Origin of the sequence: Pseudomonas vancouverensis (assembly GCF_004348895.1) — a bacterium.
GTDB lineage: Bacteria > Pseudomonadota > Gammaproteobacteria > Pseudomonadales > Pseudomonadaceae > Aquipseudomonas > Aquipseudomonas vancouverensis.
Genome location: NZ_RRZK01000007.1, coordinates 421,113 through 447,241 on the forward strand (window position 1 = coordinate 421,113; position 26,129 = coordinate 447,241).

General features: G+C 60.2%; 26 protein-coding genes and 1 pseudogene. 13 read left to right on the forward strand and 14 right to left on the reverse strand.

Annotation, left to right across the window (positions count from 1 at the left end):
• Positions 1-53 precede the first annotated feature (53 nt).
• Complete coding sequence (locus tag EIY72_RS06375; RefSeq protein ID WP_093228650.1) at positions 54-626, forward strand: xanthine phosphoribosyltransferase; 573 nt, start codon at positions 54-56, stop codon at positions 624-626.
• Positions 627-693: 67 nt separating this feature from the next.
• Here the strand turns inward: EIY72_RS06375 and EIY72_RS06380 are convergent, their stop codons facing one another.
• From EIY72_RS06380 to dadA, 6 genes are all read right to left on the reverse strand, one after another.
• The gene (locus EIY72_RS06380) at positions 694-2,616 is read right to left on the reverse strand and encodes an acetyl-CoA hydrolase/transferase C-terminal domain-containing protein (RefSeq protein ID WP_093228647.1); all 1,923 of its coding nucleotides are present in this window, start codon (positions 2,614-2,616) and stop codon (positions 694-696) included.
• A 136-nt stretch (positions 2,617-2,752) separates the two neighbouring features.
• Positions 2,753-3,169 carry a c-type cytochrome gene (locus EIY72_RS06385; protein WP_093228644.1) on the reverse strand — a complete coding sequence of 139 codons (417 nt, stop codon included), beginning with the start codon at positions 3,167-3,169 and terminating at the stop codon, positions 2,753-2,755.
• A gap of 182 nt (positions 3,170-3,351) precedes the next feature.
• Entirely contained in the window at positions 3,352-3,900 is a 549-nt protein-coding gene (locus EIY72_RS06390) for a cupin domain-containing protein (RefSeq protein WP_008023455.1), read from the reverse strand.
• Positions 3,901-4,028: 128 nt separating this feature from the next.
• Complete coding sequence (alr, locus tag EIY72_RS06395; protein WP_093228639.1) at positions 4,029-5,102, reverse strand: alanine racemase; 1,074 nt, start codon at positions 5,100-5,102, stop codon at positions 4,029-4,031.
• A gap of 92 nt (positions 5,103-5,194) precedes the next feature.
• Positions 5,195-5,548, reverse strand: coding sequence for a RidA family protein (locus EIY72_RS06400; RefSeq protein ID WP_093228635.1), 354 nt, complete (start codon positions 5,546-5,548; stop codon positions 5,195-5,197).
• Positions 5,520-6,824 (reverse strand): D-amino acid dehydrogenase, encoded by a 1,305-nt coding sequence (gene dadA / locus EIY72_RS06405; protein WP_093230784.1) that lies wholly within the window; start codon positions 6,822-6,824, stop codon positions 5,520-5,522. Before dadA ends, EIY72_RS06400 begins: the two co-directional genes overlap by 29 nt.
• A gap of 157 nt (positions 6,825-6,981) precedes the next feature.
• Between dadA and EIY72_RS06410 the strand changes: the two genes are divergently transcribed.
• The gene (locus tag EIY72_RS06410) at positions 6,982-7,470 is read left to right on the forward strand and encodes an Lrp/AsnC ligand binding domain-containing protein (protein ID WP_007975155.1); all 489 of its coding nucleotides are present in this window, start codon (positions 6,982-6,984) and stop codon (positions 7,468-7,470) included.
• 13 nt (positions 7,471-7,483) lie between these two features.
• On the opposite strand, the gene EIY72_RS06415 is transcribed toward EIY72_RS06410, so the two are convergent.
• Positions 7,484-7,837 (reverse strand): YkgJ family cysteine cluster protein, encoded by a 354-nt coding sequence (locus EIY72_RS06415; RefSeq protein ID WP_093228632.1) that lies wholly within the window; start codon positions 7,835-7,837, stop codon positions 7,484-7,486.
• A 146-nt stretch (positions 7,838-7,983) separates the two neighbouring features.
• Between EIY72_RS06415 and EIY72_RS06420 the strand changes: the two genes are divergently transcribed.
• Positions 7,984-9,297 carry an NAD(P)/FAD-dependent oxidoreductase gene (locus EIY72_RS06420; protein ID WP_093228628.1) on the forward strand — a complete coding sequence of 438 codons (1,314 nt, stop codon included), beginning with the start codon at positions 7,984-7,986 and terminating at the stop codon, positions 9,295-9,297.
• A gap of 144 nt (positions 9,298-9,441) precedes the next feature.
• On the opposite strand, the gene EIY72_RS06425 is transcribed toward EIY72_RS06420, so the two are convergent.
• On the reverse strand, positions 9,442-9,687 hold the full coding sequence (locus EIY72_RS06425; RefSeq protein WP_093228625.1) for a DUF1127 domain-containing protein: 246 nt from the start codon (positions 9,685-9,687) through the stop codon (positions 9,442-9,444).
• 179 nt (positions 9,688-9,866) lie between these two features.
• On the opposite strand from EIY72_RS06425, the gene EIY72_RS06430 reads away from it, so the two are divergent.
• Both EIY72_RS06430 and EIY72_RS06435 read left to right on the forward strand, forming a co-directional pair.
• Complete coding sequence (locus EIY72_RS06430) at positions 9,867-11,300, forward strand: aminotransferase-like domain-containing protein (RefSeq protein ID WP_093228622.1); 1,434 nt, start codon at positions 9,867-9,869, stop codon at positions 11,298-11,300.
• 60 nt (positions 11,301-11,360) lie between these two features.
• Entirely contained in the window at positions 11,361-12,938 is a 1,578-nt protein-coding gene (locus tag EIY72_RS06435) for a phospholipase D family protein (protein ID WP_093228618.1), read from the forward strand.
• 40 nt (positions 12,939-12,978) lie between these two features.
• On the opposite strand, the gene EIY72_RS06440 is transcribed toward EIY72_RS06435, so the two are convergent.
• Entirely contained in the window at positions 12,979-14,121 is a 1,143-nt protein-coding gene (locus EIY72_RS06440) for an MFS transporter (protein WP_093228614.1), read from the reverse strand.
• Between the two features lie 187 nt (positions 14,122-14,308).
• Positions 14,309-15,802, reverse strand: coding sequence for an aldehyde dehydrogenase (locus tag EIY72_RS06445; protein WP_093228612.1), 1,494 nt, complete (start codon positions 15,800-15,802; stop codon positions 14,309-14,311).
• A 234-nt stretch (positions 15,803-16,036) separates the two neighbouring features.
• Between EIY72_RS06445 and EIY72_RS06450 the strand changes: the two genes are divergently transcribed.
• A complete protein-coding gene (locus tag EIY72_RS06450) occupies positions 16,037-16,399 on the forward strand; it encodes a cupin domain-containing protein (protein ID WP_093228609.1) in 363 nt (120 codons plus the stop codon).
• A gap of 193 nt (positions 16,400-16,592) precedes the next feature.
• Complete coding sequence (locus EIY72_RS06455) at positions 16,593-16,805, forward strand: hypothetical protein (RefSeq protein WP_093228604.1); 213 nt, start codon at positions 16,593-16,595, stop codon at positions 16,803-16,805.
• Positions 16,806-16,912: 107 nt separating this feature from the next.
• Here EIY72_RS06455 and rpmG read toward each other — a convergent pair whose 3' ends face one another.
• Both rpmG and rpmB read right to left on the reverse strand, forming a co-directional pair.
• Entirely contained in the window at positions 16,913-17,068 is a 156-nt protein-coding gene (rpmG, locus tag EIY72_RS06460) for a 50S ribosomal protein L33 (protein ID WP_003177274.1), read from the reverse strand.
• An 11-nt stretch (positions 17,069-17,079) separates the two neighbouring features.
• A complete protein-coding gene (gene rpmB, locus EIY72_RS06465) occupies positions 17,080-17,313 on the reverse strand; it encodes a 50S ribosomal protein L28 (protein WP_003177273.1) in 234 nt (77 codons plus the stop codon).
• A 445-nt stretch (positions 17,314-17,758) separates the two neighbouring features.
• On the opposite strand from rpmB, the gene EIY72_RS06470 reads away from it, so the two are divergent.
• The gene (locus tag EIY72_RS06470; protein ID WP_093228600.1) at positions 17,759-19,345 is read left to right on the forward strand and encodes an ABC transporter substrate-binding protein; all 1,587 of its coding nucleotides are present in this window, start codon (positions 17,759-17,761) and stop codon (positions 19,343-19,345) included.
• A 131-nt stretch (positions 19,346-19,476) separates the two neighbouring features.
• Here EIY72_RS06470 and radC read toward each other — a convergent pair whose 3' ends face one another.
• Entirely contained in the window at positions 19,477-20,151 is a 675-nt protein-coding gene (gene radC, locus EIY72_RS06475; RefSeq protein ID WP_093228597.1) for a RadC family protein, read from the reverse strand.
• 135 nt (positions 20,152-20,286) lie between these two features.
• Between radC and coaBC the strand changes: the two genes are divergently transcribed.
• The 4 genes and pseudogenes from coaBC (at position 20,287) to argB (ending at position 24,530) form a co-directional block, all read left to right on the forward strand.
• Positions 20,287-21,495, forward strand: a complete 1,209-nt coding sequence (gene coaBC, locus EIY72_RS06480) for a bifunctional phosphopantothenoylcysteine decarboxylase/phosphopantothenate--cysteine ligase CoaBC (RefSeq protein ID WP_093228594.1) — start codon at positions 20,287-20,289, stop codon at positions 21,493-21,495.
• Between the two features lie 5 nt (positions 21,496-21,500).
• Entirely contained in the window at positions 21,501-21,956 is a 456-nt protein-coding gene (gene dut, locus EIY72_RS06485) for a dUTP diphosphatase (RefSeq protein WP_065258173.1), read from the forward strand.
• Between the two features lie 247 nt (positions 21,957-22,203).
• Positions 22,204-23,607, forward strand: a pseudogene (locus EIY72_RS06490) (phosphomannomutase/phosphoglucomutase); the annotation flags it as partial.
• A gap of 17 nt (positions 23,608-23,624) precedes the next feature.
• Positions 23,625-24,530, forward strand: a complete 906-nt coding sequence (argB, locus tag EIY72_RS06495) for an acetylglutamate kinase (RefSeq protein WP_093228588.1) — start codon at positions 23,625-23,627, stop codon at positions 24,528-24,530.
• A gap of 89 nt (positions 24,531-24,619) precedes the next feature.
• On the opposite strand, the gene pyrE is transcribed toward argB, so the two are convergent.
• Positions 24,620-25,264, reverse strand: coding sequence for an orotate phosphoribosyltransferase (gene pyrE / locus EIY72_RS06500; RefSeq protein WP_042608114.1), 645 nt, complete (start codon positions 25,262-25,264; stop codon positions 24,620-24,622).
• Between the two features lie 80 nt (positions 25,265-25,344).
• On the opposite strand from pyrE, the gene EIY72_RS06505 reads away from it, so the two are divergent.
• Entirely contained in the window at positions 25,345-26,124 is a 780-nt protein-coding gene (locus tag EIY72_RS06505) for an exodeoxyribonuclease III (protein WP_053163881.1), read from the forward strand.
• Positions 26,125-26,129: the final 5 nt, after the last annotated feature.

The following is a 26,129-nucleotide window of genomic DNA, read 5'->3' on the forward strand; positions in this document are numbered from 1 at the left end:
GACCACATTTTACTAGACCTTCGGCGCACAAAGCGCCAAATGAGGACAGCTTCATGGAAGCATTGCAGCAGAAAATCCGCGAACTAGGCATCGTGCTTTCCGACCAGGTCCTGAAGGTCGACGCCTTCCTGAACCACCAGATCGACCCGGCCCTGATGAAGCTGATCGGCGACGAATTCGCCACGCTGTTCAAGGATTCGGGCATCACCAAGATCGTCACCATCGAAGCCTCGGGCATTGCCCCGGCGATCATGACCGGTCTGAACCTCGGTGTGCCGGTGATTTTTGCCCGCAAGCAACAGTCCCTGACCCTGACTGAAAACCTGCTGTCGGCAACCGTTTACTCGTTCACCAAGAAAACCGAGAGCACCGTGGCCATCTCCCCGCGCCACCTGACCAGCAGCGACCGCGTGCTGATCATCGACGACTTCCTGGCCAACGGTAAGGCGTCCCAGGCGCTGATTTCGATCATCAAGCAGGCCGGCGCGACCGTTGCCGGCCTGGGCATCGTGATCGAGAAGTCGTTCCAGGGCGGCCGTGCCGAGCTGGATTCGCAGGGCTATCGCGTTGAATCGCTGGCGCGTGTGAAGTCGCTGGCGGGCGGTGTCGTGACCTTCATCGACTGATCACTGACACAACTACGCCGCAAGACTTGTGGGAGCGAGTTCGCTCCCACAGTGTTTTGTGTGGCTGTTACTGCGCAGTGGCCTTCAGGCCGGTTAGCAACAACCGCTGATACAAATCCTCCTTCAGCCCGTCCGGGTTGCTCAGTTGCATGCGCTGCAAATGCTCGGGAAATGACGAAGGCTCTGGCGCGTCAAGCGCAGCCTTGCCCAACTGCAGAATCTCGCTCAACTTGAACTTGCTCTTGAGCCAGTTCAGCGCCCGCAACACATCGCGCTCCACCTCGGTGAAATCACTGCCCAGCGGATACTCCGGAAACAGCTGCTGATGACGCGCCCGAATGTCCTGCAAACGCTGTGGGTTGTTGTCGGTAAAACGCGGATCGAGACAAAAATCCTTCGGCAACTTGCCTACCTTCTGCGCCTGCTCGATCAACCCCTGCTGGAAGCGTGAGTCGCTGATGTTCAGTAACGCTTCAATCACCGCCGCATCGGTTTTGCCCCGCAGATCGGCGATGCCGTACTCGGTCACGACGATGTCGCGCAGGTGCCGGGGGATGGTGCAGTGGCCGTATTCCCAGACGATGTTCGAACTGACCTCACCGGCGGATTCGCGCCAGCTGCGCAGCAGCAATATCGAACGAGCACCTTCGAGCGCGTGGCCTTGCACCACAAAGTTGTACTGCCCGCCTACGCCGCTGAGCACGCGCCCGTCTTCCAGTTGATCGGCCACACCGGCGCCGAGCAAGGTCACGGTGAATGCCGTATTGATGAACCGCGCATCGAGGCGCTGCAGACGCTTGAGCTCCTCCTGACCGTAGAGCTCATTGATGTAGCTGATACGGGTCATGTTGAATTCGAGACGCTTGCTCTGCGGTAACTCACGCAGGCGTTCATAAAAACTGCGCGGTCCGAGAAAGAAGCCGCCGTGCACCGAGATGCCATCGGTTTGCGCCGTTTCATCCAGCGTGCCGGTATTGGCGCGCTGCTGGGTTTCCACATCCGGGTAAACCTTGCGCCGCAAAACTCCGGCGTCCGCCAGCACCAACAGGCCGTTGACGAACATTTCACTGCAACCGTAGAGGCCTTTGGCGAATGGTTCGAGGCCGCCTTCACGGGCGATCAGTTGCGCCCATTGGCTGAGGTTCACGTCCGCCAGCAACGCCTGGTAACCCTGGCTATCGGCTTGCCGGGCCAACAAAGCCGCGGTCACCGCATCGCCCATCGAACCAATGCCGATCTGCAAGGTGCCGCCATCGCGCACCAGGGTGCTGGCGTGCAGGCCGATGAAATGATCCTGAAAGCCCACCGGCATGTTTGGCGTGGAGAACAGCGTGGTGCTGTCCTTGGCATCGATGAGCAAATCGAAGTCGTCGATACCCAGTTCCGCGTCGCCGGGCATGTAGGGCAAGTCATTGTGCACTTGGCCGAGCATCAGGATGGTCTCGCCGGCAGCGCGGCGTTTGGCGATCTTAGGCAGCAGATCGAGGGTGATATCCGGGTTGCAGCTCAGGCTCAGGCGATCAGGATGATCGGCATGGCTGGCGACCATTTGCGCCACCAGGTTCAAGCCGGCGGCGTTGATGTCGCGGGCGGCGTGGCTGTAGTTGCTGCTGACGTAATCCTGCTGGGCGGCCGCACTGTTGAGCAGGCTGCCAGGCTGCATGAAGAATTGCTCAATGTGGATGTTGGCCGGGAGACTGTCGCGGTGCAGATCGGTGAGGAACTCCAGCTCCGGGTAGTCGCCGAATACTCGCTCGATAAAGGGCTCAAGGAAGCGTTTCTGCAACCCGTCACCCAAGGCTGGGCGCCCCAGACACAAGGCGGTGTAGATCGTCAGTCGGCGTTCGGGCAGCGCGGCGATACGCCGGTACAAGGCGTTGACGAAGGGGTTCGGCTTGCCAAGACCCAACGGCAGACCCATGTGGATATGCGTCGGCAACCTCGCCAACACCTCATCGACCGCTTGCTCGATAGAACACAGCTGAACCATCGGATCCTCCCTTACATTCCATGACCTGGGGTTGGACCGAGCTTGCCGGGTCTTTGCTGCAATGAACAGCCATCAAGATCAAATCGCGGGCACAAAAAAGCCGCTCGAAAGCGGCTTTTTCGCGAAAGATGCGCGCTTATTTCAGGCCGGACATCTTCTGGATCGCGCCCTTCAGCTCTTCATCCGAGCAGTCGGCGCAGGTGCCTTTTGGCGGCATCGAGTTGATACCGGTAATGGCCTTGGCCAGAATGCCGTCGAGGCCGCCCTGGTGATCGGCACGGTCTTTCCAGGCTGCCGCGTCACCGATTTTCGGTGCGCCCAACAGGCCAGTGCCGTGGCAAGCGTTGCAATGTTTTGCAATCACTTCGTCCGGGGTCTTGGCACCACCGCCGCCACCTGCGGAGGCTGCCACTTCCATCCCCTTGCACTCCTGACCCTGAACACAGACCTGACCGACCGGTTCAAGGCGCTTGGCAATATCGTCATTCGTCGCAGCTTGAGCGCTGACAGCCCATAGGGCCAAAACGGTTGCTGGTGCAGCCAGCATTTTCATAATTAGATTCACGCGTTCACCCTCAATGGTGGCTAGTCACGCCTACGGCCACGGTTCGCAGGCGGGCGCAAGTATAGCGGTAAGCCCGTCGCTCTGAAACAACCCTAAAGTCAAAGGGGTCTTAGCTCGCGACGGAAAAACAGCCCGGGCGCCTCTGCGATACTGGCAGGACGCCTCTTTTCTTAGAAATTCGCCGGGGTAGCTGCGCTGATTAGTCGCGCAGGCACATCGAACGGATTCCGGAAGCGATGGGGCTTGGTACTTTCAAAGTAGTAGCTATCGCCGGCTTCGAGCACAAAAGTTTCAAGCCCGACCACCAGTTCCAGTTTGCCTTCGACCAGAATGCCGGTTTCCTCGCCCTCATGGGTGAGCATCTCGTCACCGGTGTCGGCGCCTGGCGGATAGATTTCATTGAGGAAGGCAATGGCTCGGCTCGGATGCGCCCGGCCGACCAGCTTCATGGTCACCGCGCCATCGGAGATGTCGATCAGCTCATTGGCCTTGTAGACAATCTGAGTGGGTTTTTCCTGGAGGATTTCCTCGGAAAAGAACTCGACCATGGACATGGGAATCCCGCCCAGTACCTTGCGCAGCGAACTGATCGAGGGGCTCACGCTGTTCTTCTCGATCATCGAGATCGTGCTGTTGGTGACTCCCGCACGCTTGGCGAGTTCACGCTGGGAAAGGCCCTTGAGCCTACGGATGGATTGCAGTCGCTCACCGACGTCCAAAGCTTGCGCCTCCAGGATTCAGAATTGTTGGAATAATGAACGTTATCATGGCGACAGCGTTCAGTATTTACAACACTTTGACCTGAATCCTGGTCAGCGAGTCGACTTTCGGCGTTGAACCTTGTGCATCAAGCCCCGGAATAGAGCAGTGGCACCCGGCGCAGGTTGCAGAAGATCTGGTACGGAATCGTGTCGGCAGCCATTGCCACGTCGCTGGCAAGGATGTTCTTGCCCCACAATTCGACCGTCGAACCGAGTCCGGCCTGCGGTATGTCGGTGAGATCGATGCACAGCATGTCCATCGACACCCGGCCAATCAACTGGCTGCGTTGCCCAGCCACCAGCACCGGGGTGCCGGTCGGTGCGTGACGCGGATAGCCGTCGGCATAACCCATGGCCACCACGCCAACGCGCATCGGTTTCTGGGTGATGAATTTGGCGCCGTAACCGATCGGCTCGCCGGCCGGCAATTCGCGCACGCAAATCACCTTCGATTCCAGCGTCATCACCGGTTGCAGACGTGCTGCCACTTCGTTGGCTTCTTCGAACGGCGTGGCTCCGTAGAGCATGATGCCCGGACGCACCCAGTCGCTCGGGATCTGCGGCCAGCCGAGCACCGCCGGCGAATTGCGCAAACTCACCTCGGCGGACAAATCCTTGCGGGCGGCTTCAAACACCGCCACCTGATCGGCGCTGGCCTGCTCGTGCAACTCATCGGCGCGGGCGAAGTGGCTCATCAACACGATCTTCTCGACCTTGCCGCTGGCCTGCAGACGCTGATAAGCCGTCTGATAATCCGCCGGATGCAGACCGACCCGGTGCATGCCCGAATCGAGCTTGAGCCACACGGTGATCGGCTTGCTCAGCGCCGCCTTCTCGATGGCTTCAAGCTGCCACAGCGAATGCACCACGCACCAGAAATCATGTTCGACGATCAGCGCCAGCTCTTCGGCTTCAAAAAAACCTTCCAGCAGCAACACCGGTGCACGAATACCCGCTGCACGCAGCTCCAGGGCCTCTTCGATACAGGCCACGGCAAAGCCATCGGCCTCGCCTTCCAGCGCCTGGGCGCAGCGCACCGCGCCATGGCCATAGGCATCGGCCTTGATCACGGCAAGGGCCTTCGCCCCCGTCAGTTCACGGGCGATTCGGTAGTTGTTGCGCAGGGCTTGAAGGTCGATCAGGGCACGGGCAGGACGCATGGCGGCAGACTTCTGGTCGGGTCATTGGAATAAAAACCGGCGCTGGCTGACGGCGTAAACCGCCAGTCGCACCGGGAGAGGGATCTTTATACTTACGGCAAGGCGGCGACGATGGAGATCTCGACCAGGATGCTCGGCTTGGCCATCTTCGCTTCGACGGTGGCACGGGCCGGGGCGGCGCCCTTTGGCAGCCACTGGTCCCACACCGAATTCATGCCGGCAAAGTGCGCGTCGATGTCGTTCAGGTAGATCGTCGCCGACAACAAATGCTGCTTGTCGGTCCCGGCCTGATCGAGCAAGCGCTCGATCTTGGCGAGCACCTCGCGCGTCTGCTGCTCAACCCCGGCGTTGAAGTCGTCGCCCACTTGCCCGGCCAGGTAAACCGTGCCGTTGTGGGTGACGATCTGACTCATGCGCTCATTGGTGAGCTGGCGCTGGACGGGCATGTTTTGCGGACTCCTGGGCTTTGTTGCCATAACGGGAAATATCGAGACCTTCGGCGCTGATCTGCGGCTTTTTCTTCGCCATCAGGTCAGCCAGCAGACGGCCGGAACCGCACGCCATGGTCCAGCCGAGGGTGCCGTGACCGGTGTTCAGGAACAGGTTCTTGAACGGCGTGGCGCCGACGATCGGGGTGCCGTCCGGGGTGGTTGGACGCAAACCGGTCCAGAAGCTGGCCTGGGCCAGATCGCCGCCCTGAGGATAAAGGTCGTTGACGATCATCTCCAGGGTTTCGCGGCGACGCGGGTTCAGCGACAGGTCAAAACCGGCAATCTCCGCCATGCCGCCGACGCGGATGCGGTTGTCGAAACGGGTGATCGCGACCTTGTAGGTCTCGTCGAGAATGGTCGAAGTCGGGGCCATCGCCGGGTTGGTGATCGGCACGGTCAGCGAGTAACCCTTGAGCGGGTACACCGGCGCCTTGATGCCCAGCGGCTTGAGCAGCTGCGGCGAGTAGCTGCCGAGGGCCAGCACGTAGCGGTCGGCGGTTTCCAGCTTGCCGTCGATCCACACGCCGTTGATGCGATCACCGGCGAAGTCGAGCTTCTGGATGTCCTGACCGAAACGGAATTCAACACCGAGGTTCTTGGCCATTTCGGCCAGCTTGGTGGTGAACATCTGGCAGTCGCCGGTCTGGTCGTTCGGCAGGCGCAGGGCACCGGCGAGAATGTCGGTGACGCTGGCCAGCGCCGGTTCGACGCGGGCAATGCCTTCGCGATCGAGCAGTTCGAAGGGTACGCCGGACTCTTTCAGCACAGCGATGTCTTTCGCGGCACCGTCCAGTTGCGCCTGGGTACGGAACAGTTGAGTCGTACCGAGGCTGCGGCCTTCGTAGGCGATGCCGGTTTCGGCGCGCAGTTCGTCGAGGCAGTCACGGCTGTACTCGGACAGACGGACCATGCGCTCCTTGTTCACCGCGTAACGGCTGGCGGTGCAGTTGCGCAGCATCTGCGCCATCCACAGGTACTGGTCGATGTCGCCAGTGGCCTTGATCGCCAGAGGTGCGTGGCGCTCCAGCAGCCACTTGATGGCTTTGAGCGGCACGCCCGGCGCAGCCCACGGCGAGGCATAACCCGGCGACACCTGGCCGGCGTTGGCGAAACTGGTCTCCATGGCAGCAGCCGGCTGCCGGTCCACGACCACCACTTCAAACCCGGCACGGGCCAGATAATAAGCACTGGTGGTACCGATAACGCCGCTACCCAAGACCATGACGCGCATTTTCATATCCCTCATCGCGGCTAACCGCTGACGTTTGTTGTTCAGAGCTACAGATGCGCGCAGTGTAAAAAAGATTTGCCAGTGCTTTTCACTATATAAGCGCCTATATTTGGCGACAATTCTCGGCAAAAACCCTTTTCACGGAGGCGCATCCCCTATGCGTACCAACACTCAGACCAAACGTGAGCTGGACAAGATCGACCGCAACATCCTGCGGATCCTGCAAGCGGACGGGCGGATTTCGTTTACGGAGCTTGGGGAGAAGGTCGGGCTCTCGACCACGCCCTGTACTGAGCGGGTCCGGCGCCTGGAGCGCGAAGGGATCATCATGGGCTACAACGCCAGGCTCAATCCGCAGCATTTGAAGGGTAGTTTGCTGGTATTCGTCGAGATCAGCCTGGACTACAAATCCGGCGATACCTTTGAAGAGTTCCGACGCGCGGTGCTGAAACTGCCCCATGTGCTGGAGTGCCACCTGGTGTCGGGGGATTTCGACTACCTGGTGAAGGCACGGATTTCCGAGATGGCCTCCTATCGCAAGCTGCTGGGTGACATCCTGCTCAAGCTCCCGCACGTGCGTGAGTCCAAGAGCTACATCGTGATGGAAGAGGTGAAGGAGAGCCTGACGTTGCCGATTCCGGACTGAGGATTCGCAGCGCTTAAACCAGCACCTGCCGGTTCGATGCCATGTATTCGAACACCTGCTTCTCCACCCGTGGATGAATCAGCTCCACAGGCCCACGCCCGTTCGGGCATGGCAAGGTTTTGGTGGTGCCGAACAGCCGGCAAATCAGCGGCCGCTCGTCATACACGGTGCAGCCGTTTGGCCCCAGATGCACACAGTTGAGTTCATCCATCGCGGCGTCCTGCTCGGCGCGGGTCTTGCGCGGCAGGCGCGACATTTCCTCGGGTGAGGTGGTCACCGGCCCACAGCAGTCATGGCAGCCCGGGACGCACTCGAACGAGGGAATCTGCTGGCGCAGGGTGCGAATTGTCTGACTGTTGCAGCTCATCGAGCGCCGACCTTGAGCGAAATGGAGCGCAATTGTGCGGCAAAAACCGCGATCCAGACAGCGCTGGCCGACCAATGTTGCCCGCCCGGGAAGGTCCGGCTTATGCTCCGTCAAATTTTCTAAACACAAAAATCAGGAATACGCACATGAATGCCCGTGCTCAACAGCCTGCCCCGCCCCAGCAGCACACCGCGTCCTATTACGCCGCCAGCAGCCTGCCGCAGCCCGAATACCCGGCGCTAAAGGGTGAAGTGCTGGCCGATGTATGCGTGGTCGGTGGCGGGTTTTCCGGGTTGAACACGGCGCTTGAACTGGCCGAACGTGGCCTGAATGTGGTGTTGCTGGAAGCACGCAGGATCGGCTGGGGCGCCAGCGGGCGCAATGGCGGGCAGTTGATTCGCGGCGTCGGTCACGGTCTCGATCAGTTCAGCAATGTAGTCGGCATCGAAGGCGTGCGGCAGATGAAGCTCATGGGGCTGGAGGCGGTGGAAATCGTCCGCCAACGCGTTAAGCGTTTCCAGATCCCCTGCGACTTGACCTGGGGCTACTGCGACCTCGCCAACAAACCGAAAGACCTGGAAGGATTTGCCGAGGACGCCGAAGAACTGCACGGCCTCGGTTATCGCTACGAAACGCGATTGCTGCAAGCCCACGAGATGCACACCGTGGTCGGCTCAAAGCGCTATGTCGGCGGTCTGATCGACATGGGCTCGGGGCATCTGCATCCACTGAACCTGGCCCTGGGTGAAGCCGCTGCCGCGCAGCAACTGGGCGTAAAGCTGTTCGAGCAATCCGCCGTCACCCGCATCGACTACGGTTCCGAGGTGAAGGTGCATACCGCTCAGGGCTCGGTGCGCGCCAAGACCCTGGTACTGGGTTGCAACGCCTACCTGAACAATCTCAACCCGGAGCTCAGCGGCAAAGTATTGCCCGCGGGCAGCTATATCATCGCCACCGAGCCGTTGAGCGAAGCGCAGGCCCATGACCTGTTGCCGCAGAACATGGCGGTCTGTGATCAACGGGTGGCGCTGGATTACTACCGACTCTCGGCGGACAGGCGCCTGCTGTTCGGTGGCGCCTGTCATTACTCGGGCCGCGATCCGAAAGACATTGCTGCGTACATGCAGCCGAAGATGCTCGACGTTTTCCCGCAATTGGCGGGCGTGAAGATCGACTATCAGTGGGGCGGCATGATCGGCATCGGCGCCAACCGCCTGCCGCAGATCGGGCGACTCAAGGATCAACCCAATGTGTACTACGCCCAGGCCTATTCCGGGCACGGCGTGAACGCCACGCACCTGGCGGGCAAATTGCTCGCCGAAGCGATCAGCGGGCAACAGGGCGGCGGGTTCGATCTGTTCGCCAAGGTGCCGCACATCACCTTCCCCGGCGGTAAGCATTTGCGTTCGCCGTTGTTGGCATTGGGGATGCTGTGGCATCGGCTTAAAGAGTTGGTCTGAAAGATTCCCTGCGTCATTGCCGACGCCATCGTCGGATCGCCGCCCGGACCAAGCTCGCTCCCACAGTGTGTGGCGGTGTACACAAGATTTGCGTTCACCACCGCCCCTTGTGGGAGCGAGCTTGCTCGCGATGAGGCCCTGCACTCAGAGCCTCCAGAAAGGCTTCAACCCCTCCTCCCGCGCCTGCTCACGGGTCAGCCCGACATCCTTGAGCTGCTCGGGTGTCAGCGCCAGCAACGCCTTGCGCGTGTGCAGACGATGCCAGAACAGATCCCAGCGGCTCATGCAGGATGGCGCATTGCGCATGGCCGAATTCCATGCACTGTCCTCCTGCCCTGCCACCAGTTCCTGACTGTGTAACGTCAGCCGCACATCGCTCAAGCCGTTCATTTTGATTGCTCCTGTTTACTTGGGTAGCCAGAGATTTCATGATGCGCGAGTGAGCAAAAGCGTTACAGATTCAACACCACTGTATTATTTCCATACAGATTTGCCTTTTACACGACTGAATCCTGTATTTTTGCCTGATCTGTACTGGTCAACCGAATCACCTGCCTCGAGGCTGCACCATGACCCTCTACGTCAACCTGGCCGAATTGCTCGGCACGCGTATCGAACAGGGCTTCTACCGCCCGGGTGACCGGTTGCCCTCCGTGCGGGCGCTTAGTGTCGAACACGGGGTCAGCCTGAGCACGGTGCAGCAGGCCTATCGCGTGCTCGAGGACAGTGGCCTGGCCACGCCTCGGCCCAAATCCGGGTACTTCGTGCCGGCCTGTCGTGAGTTGCCTGAACTGCCGGCGATTGGCCGCCCGGCCCAGCGTCCGGTGGACATTTCCCAATGGGATCAAGTGCTGGAGCTGATTCGCGCGGTGCCGCGCAAGGACGTGGTGCAGCTGGGGCGCGGCATGCCGGACATCAACTCGCCGACCATGAAACCGCTGCTGCGGGATCTGGCGCGCATCAGTCGTCGGCAGGACATGCCAGGCCTGTATTACGACAACATCCACGGCAATCTCGAGCTGCGCGAACAGATCGCCCGGCTGATGCTCGATTCCGGGTGCCAGTTGAGCCCCAGCGATCTGGTGATCACCACCGGGTGTCATGAAGCGCTGTCCACCAGCATCCGCGCGATCTGCGAGCCGGGGGACATTGTCGCGGTGGACTCACCGAGCTTTCACGGCGCCATGCAGACCCTCAAGGGCCTGGGCATGAAGGCCCTGGAAATACCGACCGATCCGCTGACTGGCATCAGCCTCGACGCGCTGGAGCTAGCGCTGGAACAATGGCCGATCAAGGTCATTCAGCTGACCCCCAACTGCAACAACCCGCTCGGCTACATCATGCCGGAGTCGCGCAAACGCGCGCTGCTGAACCTCGCCCAGCGTTTTGACGTGGCGATCATCGAGGACGATGTGTATGGCGAACTGGCCTACACCTACCCGCGCCCGCGCACCATCAAGTCCTTCGACGAGGACGGCCGCGTGCTGCTGTGCAGCTCGTTTTCCAAGACCCTGGCACCCGGTCTGCGCATCGGCTGGGTCGCACCCGGCCGGTATCTGGAGCGGGTGCTGCACATGAAGTACATCAGCACCGGCTCCACCGCCCCGCAACCGCAAATCGCCATCGCCGAGTTCCTCAAGGGCGGCCACTTCGAACCGCATCTGCGCCGCATGCGTACGCAATACCAGCGCAACCGCGACGTGATGATCGACTGGGTAACCCGTTACTTCCCGGCCGGCACCCGGGCCAGTCGCCCGCAAGGCAGCTTTATGCTCTGGGTCGAACTGCCGGAAGGCTTCGATACCCTGAAACTCAATCGCGCCTTGCACGATCAGGGTGTACAGATTGCTGTCGGCAGCATTTTTTCCGCCTCGGGCAAGTACCGCAATTGCCTGCGGATGAACTACGCTGCCAAGCCAACACCGCTCATCGAGGAAGCCGTACGCAAGGTTGGCGCAACAGCGATCAGGCTGCTGGCGGAAACCGACTCGTTGACCGACTGACCTTTATCCGGAAGCCGTCGTCCATATGCCAACACACGCCGCCAATCGGAACGATCCTACGTGAGAGTCAGACAATCCCTGCTCGCTCTTCTGTTGCTCGCTTCGATCCTGGGCGGTTGCGCCAACGTCGACGTACAGCGCATCCCCAGTCAGGCACTGCCGGCGTCAGACTCGGCCTTCGGTCGTTCGGTCCGGGCGCAAGCAGCCCCCTATCAAGGGCAGTCCGGTTTTCGCTTGTTGCCTGACAGCACCGAAGCGTTCACGGCCCGCGCCGAACTGATCCGCAACGCGCAAAGCAGCCTCGATCTGCAGTACTACATCGTGCACGACGGCATCAGCACACGCATGCTGATCGAAGAACTGCTCAAAGCCGCCGACCGTGGCGTTCGCGTGCGAATCCTGCTGGATGACACCGCCACTGATGGCCTGGACCTGGTCATCGCCACCCTCGCCGTGCATCCGAACATTCAGATCCGCGTGTTCAACCCGCTGAACCTGGGTCGCAGTACAGGCGTGACGCGCACCATGGGCCGTCTGTTCAACCTGTCGCAGCAGCACCGACGCATGCACAACAAGCTGTGGCTGGCGGACAACAGCATGGCCATCGTTGGCGGGCGCAATCTGGGTGACGAGTATTTCGATGCCGAGCCGAACATGAACTTCACCGACATCGACATGCTCGGCGTCGGCCCGGTTGCCGAGCAGCTCGGGCACAGCTTCGACCAGTACTGGAACAGCGCCCTGAGCAAGCCGATCGACGAATTCCTGTCGAGCAAGCCGACCGCCAGGGACCTGGAAAACACCCGCGCCAAACTGGAAGCGTCCCTGGCCGAAACTCGCCAGCAAAACCACGCGCTCTATCAACACCTGATGCGCTACACCCGCCACCCGCGGCTGGATATCTGGCGCCGGGAGCTGATCTGGGCGTGGAACCAGGCTTTGTGGGATGCACCCAGCAAGGTACTGGCCGATGGCGAACCTGATCCACAACTGCTGCTGACGACCCAATTGGCGCCGGAGTTGGAAAAAGTCAGCAAGGAACTGATTCTGATCTCTGCGTACTTCGTGCCCGGCCAGCCTGGGCTGGTGTACCTCACCGGACGCGCTGACGCGGGCGTCTCGGTGAGTCTGCTGACCAATGCACTGGAAGCCACCGACGTGCCGGCCGTGCACGGTGGCTATGCGCCCTACCGTAAGGCCTTGCTGGAGCATGGCGTGAAGCTGTTTGAGTTGCGTCGTCAGCCCGGTGAAGGCAGCGGTGGCGGCGGTAGCGGCCCGCACCTGTTTTCCAGCAAGGGTTATCGCGGGTCCGACTCAAGCCTGCACAGCAAGGCGATGATCTTTGACCGTCAGAAATCCTTTGTCGGCTCGTTCAACTTCGATCCGCGTTCGGTGCTGTGGAACACAGAAGTCGGTGTGCTGGTAGACAGTCCGGAACTGGCGGCGCGGGTTCGCGAACTGGCGCTGCAAGGTATGGCACCGGCCTTGAGTTATGAGGTGAAACTGGAGAATGACCAGGTGGTGTGGGTCACCGAGGATGACGGACAGCTGCACACCCTGACCACAGAACCGGGGAGCTGGTGGCGGCGCTTCAATGCCTGGCTTAGCAACACGGTCGGGCTGGAGCGGATGCTGTAGGGATCGCAGCCAGCAGGCTGCGATCGGTCGATTTCCGTCGTTATGCAGGTTGCGCCGTGCCAAACGCCCCCTGGCGCGACACCACGATCAACACCCCCAAAGCGCCCACGGCCATCAGCAACGGCAACGCATGCCCGCTGATCCACTGGCTGCCAGCGCCGGCCAGCAAAGGCCCAATCAGGCAGCCAATGCCCCACAGCTGGGCAATGTGCGCGTTGGCCCGAACCAGCGCATCGTCGCGATAGCGCTCGCCGATCAGGATCAGCGACAAGGTAAACAACCCGCCGGCACTGGCACCGAACAACACCCACAGCGGCCAGATCAGCAAGGTGTCGATCAGCAACGGGATCGCCAGGCTCGACACCAGCAACACCACCGCACAGCCGGTAAACAAGGCGCGTCGTGACAGGCGATCCGCCAGGGCGCCAATCGGCAGTTGCAACAGGGCATCGCCGACCACCACCGTACTGACCATCGCCAAGGCGATTTCCGAGGTGAAGCCCTGGCGCAGGCAATAGACCGGCAACAGCGTCAGGATCATTGCTTCGAATGCGGCAAACAGCGACACGGCCCAGGCAATCGCCGGCAGATCACGGCAGAAGCCCAGCAGGTCCCTCAAGGTCACGCTGGCGGCCTCGCTGCTGGGCGCACCGCTGCGACCCAGCAACAACAGGGGCGCAACCAGCAACAAGCCAACAGCCACCCATAAGCCGTAATCGTGCTCGGTACCGATAAAACCCAGCAACACGGGGCCGGCCAACTGGCTCAGTGCGTAACTGCAGCCATACAGCGCCACCAGCCGCCCCCGCCACTCCTCGACCACCAACTGGTTGATCCAGCTTTCACCGAGGATAAATACCAGGGTCAGGATCACCCCGATCATCAAGCGCAGCACCAGCCAGATCGGATAGCTCGGCAACAGCGCCAATACGCCAATGGAAACAGCCCCGGCCCACAGGCACAGCCGCATCAGATTGGCGGTGCCGAAACGTGCCGCCAGATCGCTGGAAATTTTCGCCCCCAGTAACACACCGATGGCCGGCATCGCCGCCATCACGCCAATGGCGAACGAGCCATAACCCCAGCTTTCGAGGCGAAACGAAACCAGCGGCATGCTGATGCCCAAGGCCAGGCCGACACTCAGGACAGACGCCAAAACGGCGAAATACGTTGCCCAACGCATGTTCCACGCTCCTGTGGATAATTATTTTTCGAGGCTGCACAAAACAATGTGGGAGCGAGCTTGCTCACGGTAGTGGCGCAACATTCAACATTGAAGTCGACTGTTACACCGCTATCGCGAGCAAGCTCGCTCCCACAGGGATCTGCGACGTCAGGAGCCCGATTAACCATCGGACTCCTTCACTGGCTTACAACTTGATCCAGGTCGCCTTCAGCTCGGTGTATTTGTCGAACGCGTGCAGCGATTTGTCACGACCGTTGCCCGATTGCTTGAAGCCACCAAACGGAGCGGTCATGTCGCCGCCGTCGTATTGGTTGACCCACACGCTACCGGCACGCAGGGCGCGGGCGGTCAGGTGAGCCTTGGAAATGTCGGCAGTCCACACCGCAGCGGCCAGGCCGTACGGAGTATCGTTGGCGATGGCCACCGCTTCTTCGGCGCTGTCGAAAGCGATCACCGACAGAACCGGGCCGAAGATCTCTTCCTGGGCGATTTTCATCGCGTTGCTCACGCCGTCGAAAATCGTCGGCTCAACGTAGGTGCCGCCGGTTTCCTGCAGCGTACGCTTGCCACCGGCCACCAGCTTGGCGCCATCGGCATGACCGGATTCGATGTAGGACAGCACGGTGTTCATCTGCTGAGTATCGACCAGCGCACCGACGTTGGTAGCTGGGTCCAGCGGATTGCCCGGCTTCCAGGTTTTCAGCGCTTCGATCACCAGTGGCAGGAATTTGTCCTTGATCGAACGCTCGACCAGCAGGCGCGAGCCCGCGGTGCAGACTTCGCCCTGGTTGAAAGCGATGGCACCAGCAGCGGCTTCGGCAGCCTCTTGCAGGTTCGGCGCATCGGCAAACACGATGTTCGGGCTCTTGCCGCCGGCTTCGAGCCAGACGCGCTTCATGTTCGATTCGCCGGAGTAGATCAGCAGTTGCTTGGCGATCTTGGTCGAACCTGTGAACACCAGGGTGTCGACGTCGTTGTGCAGGGCCAGGGCCTTGCCGACGGTATGACCGTACCCTGGCAGAACGTTCAGCACGCCTTTCGGGATGCCGGCTTCAACAGCCAGTTGAGCGATGCGGATGGCGGTCAGCGGCGACTTTTCCGACGGCTTGAGGATCACCGAGTTACCGGTCGACAGCGCCGGGCCGAGTTTCCAGCACGCCATCATCAGCGGGAAGTTCCACGGCACGATGGCACCGACCACGCCCACTGGCTCGCGGGTTACCAGGCCGAGTTGATCGTGCGGAGTGGCGGCCACTTCGTCGTAGATCTTGTCGATGGCTTCGCCGCTCCAGCTCAGGGCTTGGGCCGCGCCCGGGACGTCGATGTACAGGGAGTCGCTGATCGGCTTGCCCATGTCCAGGGTTTCGAGCAGTGCCAGCTCTTCAGCGTGCTTGTTCAGCAGGCCGGCGAAACGGATCATGGTGGATTTGCGTTTGGTCGGCGCCAGGCGCGACCAGACACCGGAATTGAAGGTAGCGCGGGCGTTTTCCACAGCACGCTGGGCATCGGCGGCGTCGCAGCTGGCGATCTTGCCCAGCAGACGGCCATCGACCGGACTGATGCACTCGAAGGTCTCGCCGGAGACGGCATCGGTGTATTCGCCATTGATATAGGCGCGGCCTTCGATTTTCAGGTCCTTGGCGCGTTGTTCCCAGTCGGCACGGGTCAGGGTGGTCATGCGAGTGTCCTCCTCTTATTGAATACGACACCCGCGTTCGACGCGGGCGCTGTCAGGAATTCTGCCCGGCCAGCCTGCTTTCGGCCCAAGGCAACCGCCACCCTAAACCAGCGGCCGGTGTAGTTTCAATATATTTGACATAACTGCAACAAACGACCTTGCGATGTGCATTTTAATAAACATAGACTTTAGTGATTTTCACCACTCGCACCGCAATGACGGGGGAATACAACAATGAGCATCCAGAATATCGTCGACTTCAGCCAGGCCACCACCGCAGTCGAGCGCTACCGCCCGGACCCGGCCCGAGTGCTCAAGGGCGATCCCGAGCAAGCGGTGTACAACCACTACAACAGCCCGTGCGGCCAGTTGAACGCAGGTGTCTGGGAAGGCGCTGTCGGCCACTGGACAGTGAACTTCACCGAACACGAATACTGCGAAATCGTGCAGGGTGTTTCCGTACTGCGCGACAATGACGGCAACAGCAAAACCGTGCGCGCGGGTGATCGCTTCGTGATCCCGGCGGGGTTCCGTGGTACCTGGGAAGTACTGGAGCCGTGCCGCAAGATCTATGTGGCGTTTGAACAAAAAGCTTGAAGTCAGTCCCTCTGAACCATCCCGAAAGCCCATCCCTGTCGATGGGCTTTTTGCTGCCCAGGCGCAGGGCAAACATCGCGATACAGTCCAGCAAGTGATTAAAAATCTGGGTTGCTCCAAGATTTCATCACGTCATCCATAACGGTTGGCGGGAGCAAATACGCTCATCTCATCACATGCAAGGAAGCACTGAATGACCACCGATTTGCAACAACACCTGGACACCGCAAAGCAGTACATCGGCAACCAATACACCGAGGAACTGCGCGCGGAACTCGCCAATAAAACTGGCCTCGCGGTACGGCCACGAGGCGTCGGATTCATCATGACAAAAGACTACAACCCCGCACGCATCAACCTGCTGGTCGAAAACGACATCATCACCCATGTCACGATGGGCAATTGATTGGCCTTGAGCCATTCAAAGGTCAGATCTGAAACGGACTGACACGCGCAACAAAAAAGGCCCGTATCTCGCGATACGGGCCTTTTTCGTAAGTCGGGAAAAATCAATTACTTGATTTTGCCTTCCTTGTAGATCACGTGCTTGCGAACAACCGGATCATATTTCTTGATCTCGATTTTGTCCGGGGTAGTACGCTTGTTCTTGTCGGTAGTGTAGAAGTGACCAGTACCGGCGCTCGAAATCAAACGAATCAATTCACGCATGATTAGCTCCCTTAAACCTTGCCATCGCGACGAAGTTCGGCCAGCACGACACTGATGCCACGCTTGTCGATGATGCGCATGCCTTTGGCAGATACGCGCAGACGCACGAAACGTTTCTCTTCTTCAACCCAGAAGCGGTGATGCTGCAGGTTCGGCAGGAAACGACGACGGGTTTTGTTGTTTGCGTGGGAAATGTTATTCCCGGTTACCGGACCCTTACCGGTAACTTGACATACTCTAGACATGCCTCAGCCCTCTAAAACCACATGCCCAACCCGGCATGGGTTGGCCGCTTAATCTCTAGTCATTGTGGCGCCAGGCGCCGCGATTCTTTAGAGGTCTTACCGGCTACACCTACAGTGAAGGAACCGGGCCCCTAGAAAAGAGCGCTGCTTTATACCAGAAAGACTGGAGAGCAACAACATTCGCTGTACGTTGAATTCACAAAAAGCCCAATTTTCGGGTTCCGAGCGCCTTGGACAAAGGCTATCGTCGATGGCGACCGCTCGTCGCAGAAAATCGACCATCACGCCAGCGGAGGGTTTTGCGACCCGCCGCACAACAAAATCTGGCGCCTATAGTCCTCTCAAAGTGAAAAAGGGGATAGTCATTTGTAAACGAGCCCACTAGGGTAAGCCTTTTCCAGACTGCACTTGCAGATGGGCCTTCGATCTGTAAAGGAAGCCGACCATGCGCCTCGCTGCCCTACCGCTGTTGCTCGCCCCTCTTCTGCTCAGCCCACTGGCCCAGGCGGCCGCCCTGAGCGTGTGCACCGAGGCCAGTCCCGAAGGCTTTGACGTGGTGCAATACAACTCGCTAACCACCACCAACGCCTCGGCCGATGTGCTGATGAATCGCCTGGTGGACTTCGACACCAACAGCGGCAAAGTGGTCGCCAGCCTCGCCGACAGCTGGGAAATCAGCCCCGACGGCCTGACCTATATCTTCAAATTGCACCCGCAAGTGAAATTCCACCGCACCGACTACTTCAGCCCGACACGCGAGTTGACCGCCGAAGACGTGATCTTCAGCTTCGACCGCATGCTCGACCCGGCCAACGCCTGGCACAAGGTCGCCCAGAGCGGCTTCCCGCACGCGCAATCGATGCAGTTACCCTCGCTGATCAAGAAGATCGATGCGCTGGACCCGCAAACTGTGCGTTTTACCCTTGATCACCCGGACTCGACCTTCCTCGCGACCCTGAGCATGGGTTTCGCCTCGATCTATTCCGCCGAGTACGCGGATAAGTTGATGAAGGCCGGCACGCCGGAGAAGCTCAACAGCCAGCCCATCGGCACCGGGCCGTTCGTGTTCACGCGCTTCCAGAAAGACGCCTCGGTTCGCTACAAGGCAAACCCGGACTACTTCGCCGGCAAACCATCGGTGGACCCGCTGATCTTCGCCATCACGCCGGACGCCAACGTACGATTGCAGAAGCTGCGCCGCAACGAATGCCAGATAGCCCTTTCACCCAAGCCACTGGACGTACAGCAAGCGCTGAAAGAGCCGACACTAAAAGTCGAAAAAACTGACGCCTTCATGACCGCATTCGTTGCGATCAACAGTCAGCACCCACCGCTGGACAAACCCGAAGTGCGCCAGGCGATCAACCTGTCCTTCGACAAGGCCAATTACATCAAGGCTGTGTTCGAAGACACTGCTGAAGCCGCCAATGGTCCCTACCCGCCCAACACCTGGAGCTATGCGAAGAACCTGCCCGGCTACCCGCATGACATTGAAAAAGCCAAGGCGCTGATGGCCAAGGCCGGGCTCAAGGATGGCTTCCAGACCACCATCTGGACCCGGCCTTCCGGCAGTTTGTTGAACCCGAACCCGAGCCTGGGCGCTCAGCTGCTTCAGTCCGACCTCGCGGAAATAGGCATCCAGGCCGAAATCCGCGTGATCGAGTGGGGCGAGTTGATCCGCCGCGCCAAAGCGGGTGAGCACGACCTGCTGTTCATGGGCTGGGCCGGCGACAATGGCGACCCGGACAACTTCCTCACTCCGCAGTTTTCCTGCGCGGCGGTCAAATCCGGCACCAACTTCGCTCGCTACTGCAATCAGGACCTGGACAAGCTGATCAGCGCCGGCAAGACCACTGGCGAGCAAGGCGTGCGCAGCAAGCTCTATGAGCAGGCGCAAAGCCAGATCCAGCAACAGGCGCTGTGGCTGCCGCTGGCTCACCCAACGGCCTTCGCCCTGACGCGCAAGGATGTCGAGGGTTATTCGGTCAGCCCGTTTGGTCGGCAGGATTACTCCAGGGTCAACCTGAAATAACCCGCCCGGCTACGCAAACCCCTTTAGGAGCGAGCCTGCTCGCGATGGTCTTCAACGATGACGAAGGGCACCTGAATGAACTCGGCGCCCCTACCACCATCGCGAGCAGGCTCGCTCCTACAGAAAAACCGTTACATCCACCCATACTCAGCCATCGACAGCGGATCTCCATCGCCGATGATGAAATGGTCGAGCACCCGCACATCAATTAACTCCAGCGACTTTTGCAGGCGTTTGGTGAGCACGCGGTCCGCCTGGCTGGGGTCGGAGTTGCCCGACGGGTGGTTGTGGCAAAGGATCAAGGCTGCCGCATTGTTGGCCAAGGCGCGCTTGACCACTTCCCGCGGATGAACGCTGGTACTGTCGATGGAGCCGCGAAACAGCACCTCGAACGCCAGCACTTGATGCCGGGAATCCAGGAACAGGCAACCAAATACTTCGTGGGGCTCGTGGCGCAGCATCGATTTCAGGTACTCACGAACCGCCTGTGGATTCTCCAGTGCCGGTTTCTGCCGCGCACGCTCGGCCAGATGACGCCTGCTCATTTCCTGAGCTGCCTGCAACTGGGCAAACTTCGCCGGACCCAACCCCAATTGCTTGCTGAACGTTTCCTGATCGGCCTCAAGCAACGATCGCAGGCTGCCAAACTGAGCCAACAGGTGTCGCGCCAGGTCTACCGCGCTTTTGCCGACTACGCCTGTGCGCAGGAAAATTGCCAGCAGTTCGGCGTCCGAAAGGCTCCCCGAGCCCTGCTCAAGCAACCGCTCCCGCGGTCGTTCTGCTGCCGGCCAATTGCGAATACTCATGAAACCTCCCTGTCTGTGGGCGCCGCTGTTCCGTAGCGGTCGCTGTGATATCGTAGCGCATCTTTTTTGCGGGCGAATTCACCCTGGGGAGGGGGTTTCGCCACGTATGTCACCCACGTATTGAAAGGCAGGCCTATGCAGCGGCTGTATCGGAAACGCATTGTTCTGGGCGTCGGCGGCGGTATCGCTGCCTACAAGAGCGCCGACCTGGTTCGCCGCCTGATCGACCAGGGCGCCGAAGTGCGCGTGGTCATGACCCGCGGTGGCGCCGAGTTCATCACCCCGCTGACCATGCAGGCCTTGTCCGGGCACCCGGTTCATCTGGACCTGCTGGACCCGGCGGCGGAAGCGGCCATGGGTCATATCGAACTGGCCAAATGGGCCGACCTGGTGCTGATCGCGCCGGCTACCGCCGACCTGATCGCCCGACTGGCCCAGGGTATCGCCAACGACTTGCTGACCACCCTGGTACTGGCCACCGACGCCATGGTGGCCGTCGCTCCAGCGATGAACCAGGCGATGTGGCGCGATCCGGCGACTCAGGCCAACCTGCAACTCCTTGAAAGCCGTGGCCTGAAGACCTTCGGCCCGGCTTCCGGCAGCCAGGCCTGCGGCGACGTCGGCATGGGCCGCATGATGGAAGCCACCGATCTGGCGCAATGCGCGGCAGACTGTTTCCAGCGTCAGGCGCTGACCGGCAAGCACGTGGTGATCACCGCAGGCCCGACCCAGGAAAACATAGACCCGGTGCGCTACATCACCAACCACAGCTCCGGCAAAATGGGCTTTGCCCTGGCCGAAGCGGCAGTAGAAGCCGGCGCCCGCGTCACCCTGATCAGTGGCCCGGTGCACTTGCCGACCCCGGATCGCGTCACGCGCATCGACGTGGTCAGCGCCCGCGACATGCTGGCCGCCTGCGAAGCGGCGATGCCTTGCGACATCTTCATTGCCTCGGCTGCGGTCGCGGATTACCGCCCGGAAGTCGTCGCCCCGCAAAAACTCAAGAAAGATCCTACAAGCGGTGATGGTTTTGTCCTGCAAATGGTCCGTAACCCGGACATTCTGGCCACCATCGCCACCCGTACCGACCGCCCGTTCAGTGTCGGTTTCGCCGCCGAGACCGAACACCTGCTCGACTACGCTGCCCGCAAGCTGAAAGACAAGAACCTCGATTTGATCGTCGCCAACGACGTCGCCAACCCGAGCATTGGCTTCAACAGCGAAGAAAACGCCTGCAGCGTGATCGACCGAGGGCTTCATGCCACTGTTTTCGCCCAGACCAGCAAGAGCAAGATTGCTCGCCAGCTGGTCACTTTTATCGCCGAACGTCTGAACCAGGTTTAATTTACATGCACGCTTTGCAAGCCAAGATCCTCGACCCACGCATTGGTACCGAATTCCCGTTGCCGCAATACGCCACACCGGGCTCCGCCGGTCTCGACCTGCGCGCCATGCTGGAGCAGGACATCGTGATCAAACCGGGTGAAACCGTGCTGATCCCTACCGGCCTGTCGGTCTATATCGGTGACCCGAACCTCGCAGCATTGATTCTGCCGCGCTCGGGCATGGGTCATAAGCACGGGATCGTGCTGGGTAATCTGGTCGGTCTGATCGACTCCGACTATCAGGGCCCGTTGATGGTTTCCTGCTGGAACCGTGGCCAGACCGAATTCACCATGCCGGTGGGCGAGCGCCTGGCGCAACTGGTGCTGGTACCTGTGGTACAGGCGCATTTCGAGATGGTTGAAGAGTTCGTTGAAACCGAGCGTGGCGCGGGTGGTTTCGGCCATTCCGGCACCAAGTGATCCGATAGAAACCATTGGGCCGAGGGCGCTTGCAAAAGCGCCCTTCACCAGACAATTTGCGCAACATCAGCGTCAGGCCTTGGCACCGAAAATCAAGGCATTGGCAGGCTAAATCGGCGACAGACAAGGCGTCATGGCCCTTTCACACCACGAACTCTCGATGAAAAGTGCCGTCATACCCTTCAGTTTGAGCCTGCCGTCGAAATGAATCGTCGGCGTGTCCCGCCACTTTCGAGATGGAGCATTCCCGCAGATGAGCACCCCCGCCCAAGTCGCCCCGAAATTCCCCGACAGCATCTTCCGCGCCTACGACATTCGCGGCACGGTCCCGGAATTTCTGAATGCTGAAACCGCTTACTGGATCGGTCGCGCCGTCGGCTCGCAAAGTCTCGCCCAGGGCGAACCCAATGTGTCGGTTGGCCGTGATGGTCGCCTGTCAGGTCCCGAGCTGGTCGCGCAGTTGATCAAAGGCATCGCCGACAGCGGCTGCCATGTCAGTGACGTTGGCCTGGTGCCGACCCCGGCCCTCTACTACGCCGCCAACGTACTGGCCGGCAAGTCGGGCGTGATGCTCACCGGCAGCCACAACCCGTCGAACTACAACGGCTTCAAGATCGTCATCGCTGGCGACACCCTGGCCAACGAGCAGATCCAGGCGCTGCACGACCGGCTCAAGACCGGCAACCTGAGCAGCGGCCAGGGCAGTGTTACCCAGGTCGAGATCCTTGACCGCTACACCACTGAAATCGTCCAGGACATCAAACTGGCCCGACGCCTGAAAGTCGTGGTCGACTGCGGCAACGGCGCGGCCGGTGTGATTGCCCCGCAACTGATCGAAGCGCTGAACTGCGAAGTCATCCCGCTGTTCTGCGAGGTCGATGGCAACTTCCCGAACCACCATCCGGACCCGGGCAAGCCTGAAAACCTCGTCGATCTGATCGACAAGGTCAAGGAAACCAACGCCGACATCGGCCTGGCCTTCGACGGCGATGGCGACCGTGTCGGTGTAGTGACCAACACCGGAAGCATCGTCTATCCGGATCGCCTGCTGATGCTGTTCGCCCGAGATGTGCTGGCACGCAATCCGGGCGCGGAAATCATTTTCGACGTCAAATGCACCCGCCGCCTGTTCCCGCTGATCAAGGAATACGGCGGCCAGTCGTTAATGTGGAAGACCGGCCACTCGTTGATCAAAAAGAAAATGAAGCTGTCCGGCGCCCTGTTGGCCGGCGAAATGAGCGGGCACATCTTCTTCAAGGAGCGCTGGTTCGGTTTCGACGACGGCATCTACAGCGCCGCGCGGCTGCTGGAGATACTCAGCAAGGAAAAATCCTCGGCTGAAGAGCTCTTCGCGACCTTCCCGAACGATATTTCCACGCCGGAAATCAATATCCATGTGACCGAAGAGAGCAAATTCAGCATCATTGATGCACTGCACGACGCGCAGTGGGGTGCAGGCGCCGACCTGACCACCATTGACGGCGTGCGTGTCGACTACGCCAAAGGCTGGGGCCTGGTGCGCGCGTCCAACACCACGCCGGTGCTGGTGCTGCGCTTCGAGGCCGATGACGAGGCAGAACTTGCACGCATCAAGGACGTGTTCAAAGTCCAGTTGAAGCGTGTTGCACCTGATCTCCAACTACCGTTCTGATTCACCCGGAGCCCTGAATGACCCTCGAACGCGATGCCGCTGCCAATACCGCCAAGGTCCTGTCCGAAGCGCTGCCTTACATCCGCCGTTATGTCGGCAAGACACTGGTGATCAAATACGGCGGCAACGCGATGGAAAGCGAGGAGCTGAAAACCGGCTTCGCCCGCGACATCGTGCTGATGAAAGCCGTGGGCATCAACCCGGTGGTGGTTCATGGCGGCGGCCCGCAGATCGGCGACCTGCTCAAGCGCCTGTCGATCGAGAGTCATTTCGTCGACGGCATGCGCGTCACTGACGCCGCGACCATGGACGTGGTGGAAATGGTCCTCGGCGGCCAGGTCAACAAGGACATCGTCAACCTAATCAACCGTCACGGCGGCAGTGCCATCGGCCTGACCGGTAAGGATGCCGGGCTGATTCGTGCGAAGAAACTCACCGTTACGCGTCAGACCCCGGAAATGACTCAGCCGGAAATCATCGACATCGGCCAGGTTGGCGAAGTGGTCGGCATCAACACCGAACTGCTGAACCTGCTGGTCAAAGGCAACTTCATCCCGGTGATCGCGCCGATCGGTGTGGGTGAGAACGGCGAGTCGTACAACATCAACGCCGATCTGGTGGCCGGTAAAGTGGCCGAAGCACTGAAAGCCGAGAAGCTGATGCTGCTGACCAACATCGCCGGCCTGATGGACAAGTCGGGCAAAGTCCTGACCGGTCTGAGCACCCAGCAGGTCGACGAACTGATCGCCGACGGCACCATCTACGGCGGCATGCTGCCGAAGATCCGATGCGCACTGGAAGCCGTCCAGGGCGGCGTTGGCAGCTCGCTGATCATTGACGGTCGCGTGCCGAATGCGATCCTGCTGGAAATCTTCACCGATACCGGCGTGGGTACCCTGATCAGCAATCGCAAGCGTCCTTAAGCGCTGGCGTAAACGAAAAGACCCCGCTCAGGCTGGCTGAGCGGGGTCTTTTTTTGCCTGTGCCTTTTACCTTGTGGGAGCGGGCGGTGTCAGACGCCGAATTGGGCGCGGTAGGCTTCCACGGCTGGCAAATGCTGCTTGAGCTGCGGATCGTCCGCCAGGAACTCCAGTACCTGGTTCAACGAAACGATGCTGATCACCGGAATACCGAAGTCGCGCTCCACTTCCTGGATCGCCGACAGCTCGCCGTTGCCACGCTCCTGGCGGTTCAGGGCAATCAGCACGCCGGCGGCCTTGGCGCCGTCCTGGGAAGCAATGATCTGCATCACTTCACGAATGGCCGTGCCGGCGGTGATCACGTCATCGATGATCAGCACTTCACCGGTCAACGGTGCGCCTACCAGGCTGCCGCCTTCGCCGTGCGCCTTGGCTTCCTTGCGGTTGAAGCACCATGGCAGGTCACGGTCATGATGCTCGGCCAGCGCCACGGCGGTCGTCGCCGCCAGCGGGATGCCTTTGTAGGCCGGGCCAAACAGAACGTCGAAGGGAATACCGCTCTCGGCAATGGCCGCGGCATAGAAACGGCCCAGCTGCGCCAGGGCGGAACCTGAGTTGAACAGGCCTGCGTTGAAGAAGTAAGGACTGGTGCGTCCGGACTTCAGGGTGAACTCGCCGAAGCGCAAAACGCCGCGATCGATGGCAAAACGGATGAAATCGCGCTGATACGCTTGCATGAAAAACCCCAAATACCACGGATTTAGCTAATTAGGTACACGCCGTGTATCATACACGCACGCGATTTTTGGGGCCATTTATGCGGATCATCAGTGTGAACGTCAATGGTATTCAGGCTGCAGTCGAGCGAGGTTTGCTCAGTTGGCTGCAAGCACAGAATGCCGACGTCATCTGTCTGCAGGACACCCGTGCCTCCGCCTTTGAACTGGACGATCCAGCCTTCCAACTGGATGGATACTTCCTTTATGCCTGCGACGCCGAAGTCCCCGCCCAAGGTGGTGTGGCTTTGTATTCGCGGTTGCAACCGAAGGCTGTCATCAGCGGTCTCGGCTTCGAGACGGCCGACCGCTACGGGCGCTACCTGCAAGCAGATTTCGACAAAGTCAGTATTGCTACCTTGTTACTCCCGTCCGGCATGAACGGCGATGAAGACCTGAACCAGAAGTTCAAGCTCATGGACGACTTCGCCAAGTACCTGGACAAACAACGCCGCAAGCGCCGCGAGTACATTTATTGTGGCTCGCTGTACGTGGCGCAGCAGAAGCTGGACATCAAGAACTGGCGCGACAGCCAGCAATCACCGGGCTTCCTGGCACCAGAGCGTGCCTGGATGGACGAGATTGTCGGCAACATGGGCTACGTTGATGCCCTGCGCGAAGTCAGCCGCGAAGGCGATCAGTACAGCTGGTGGCCGGATAACGAACAGGCCGAAATGCTCAACCTCGGTTGGCGCTTCGACTATCAGTTGCTGACCCCGGGCTTGCGTCGCTTTGTACGCAGCGCACGCCTGCCTCGTCAGCCGCGGTTCTCGCAACACGCGCCGCTGATCGTGGACTACGACTGGACGCTGACTATCTAAGCGCC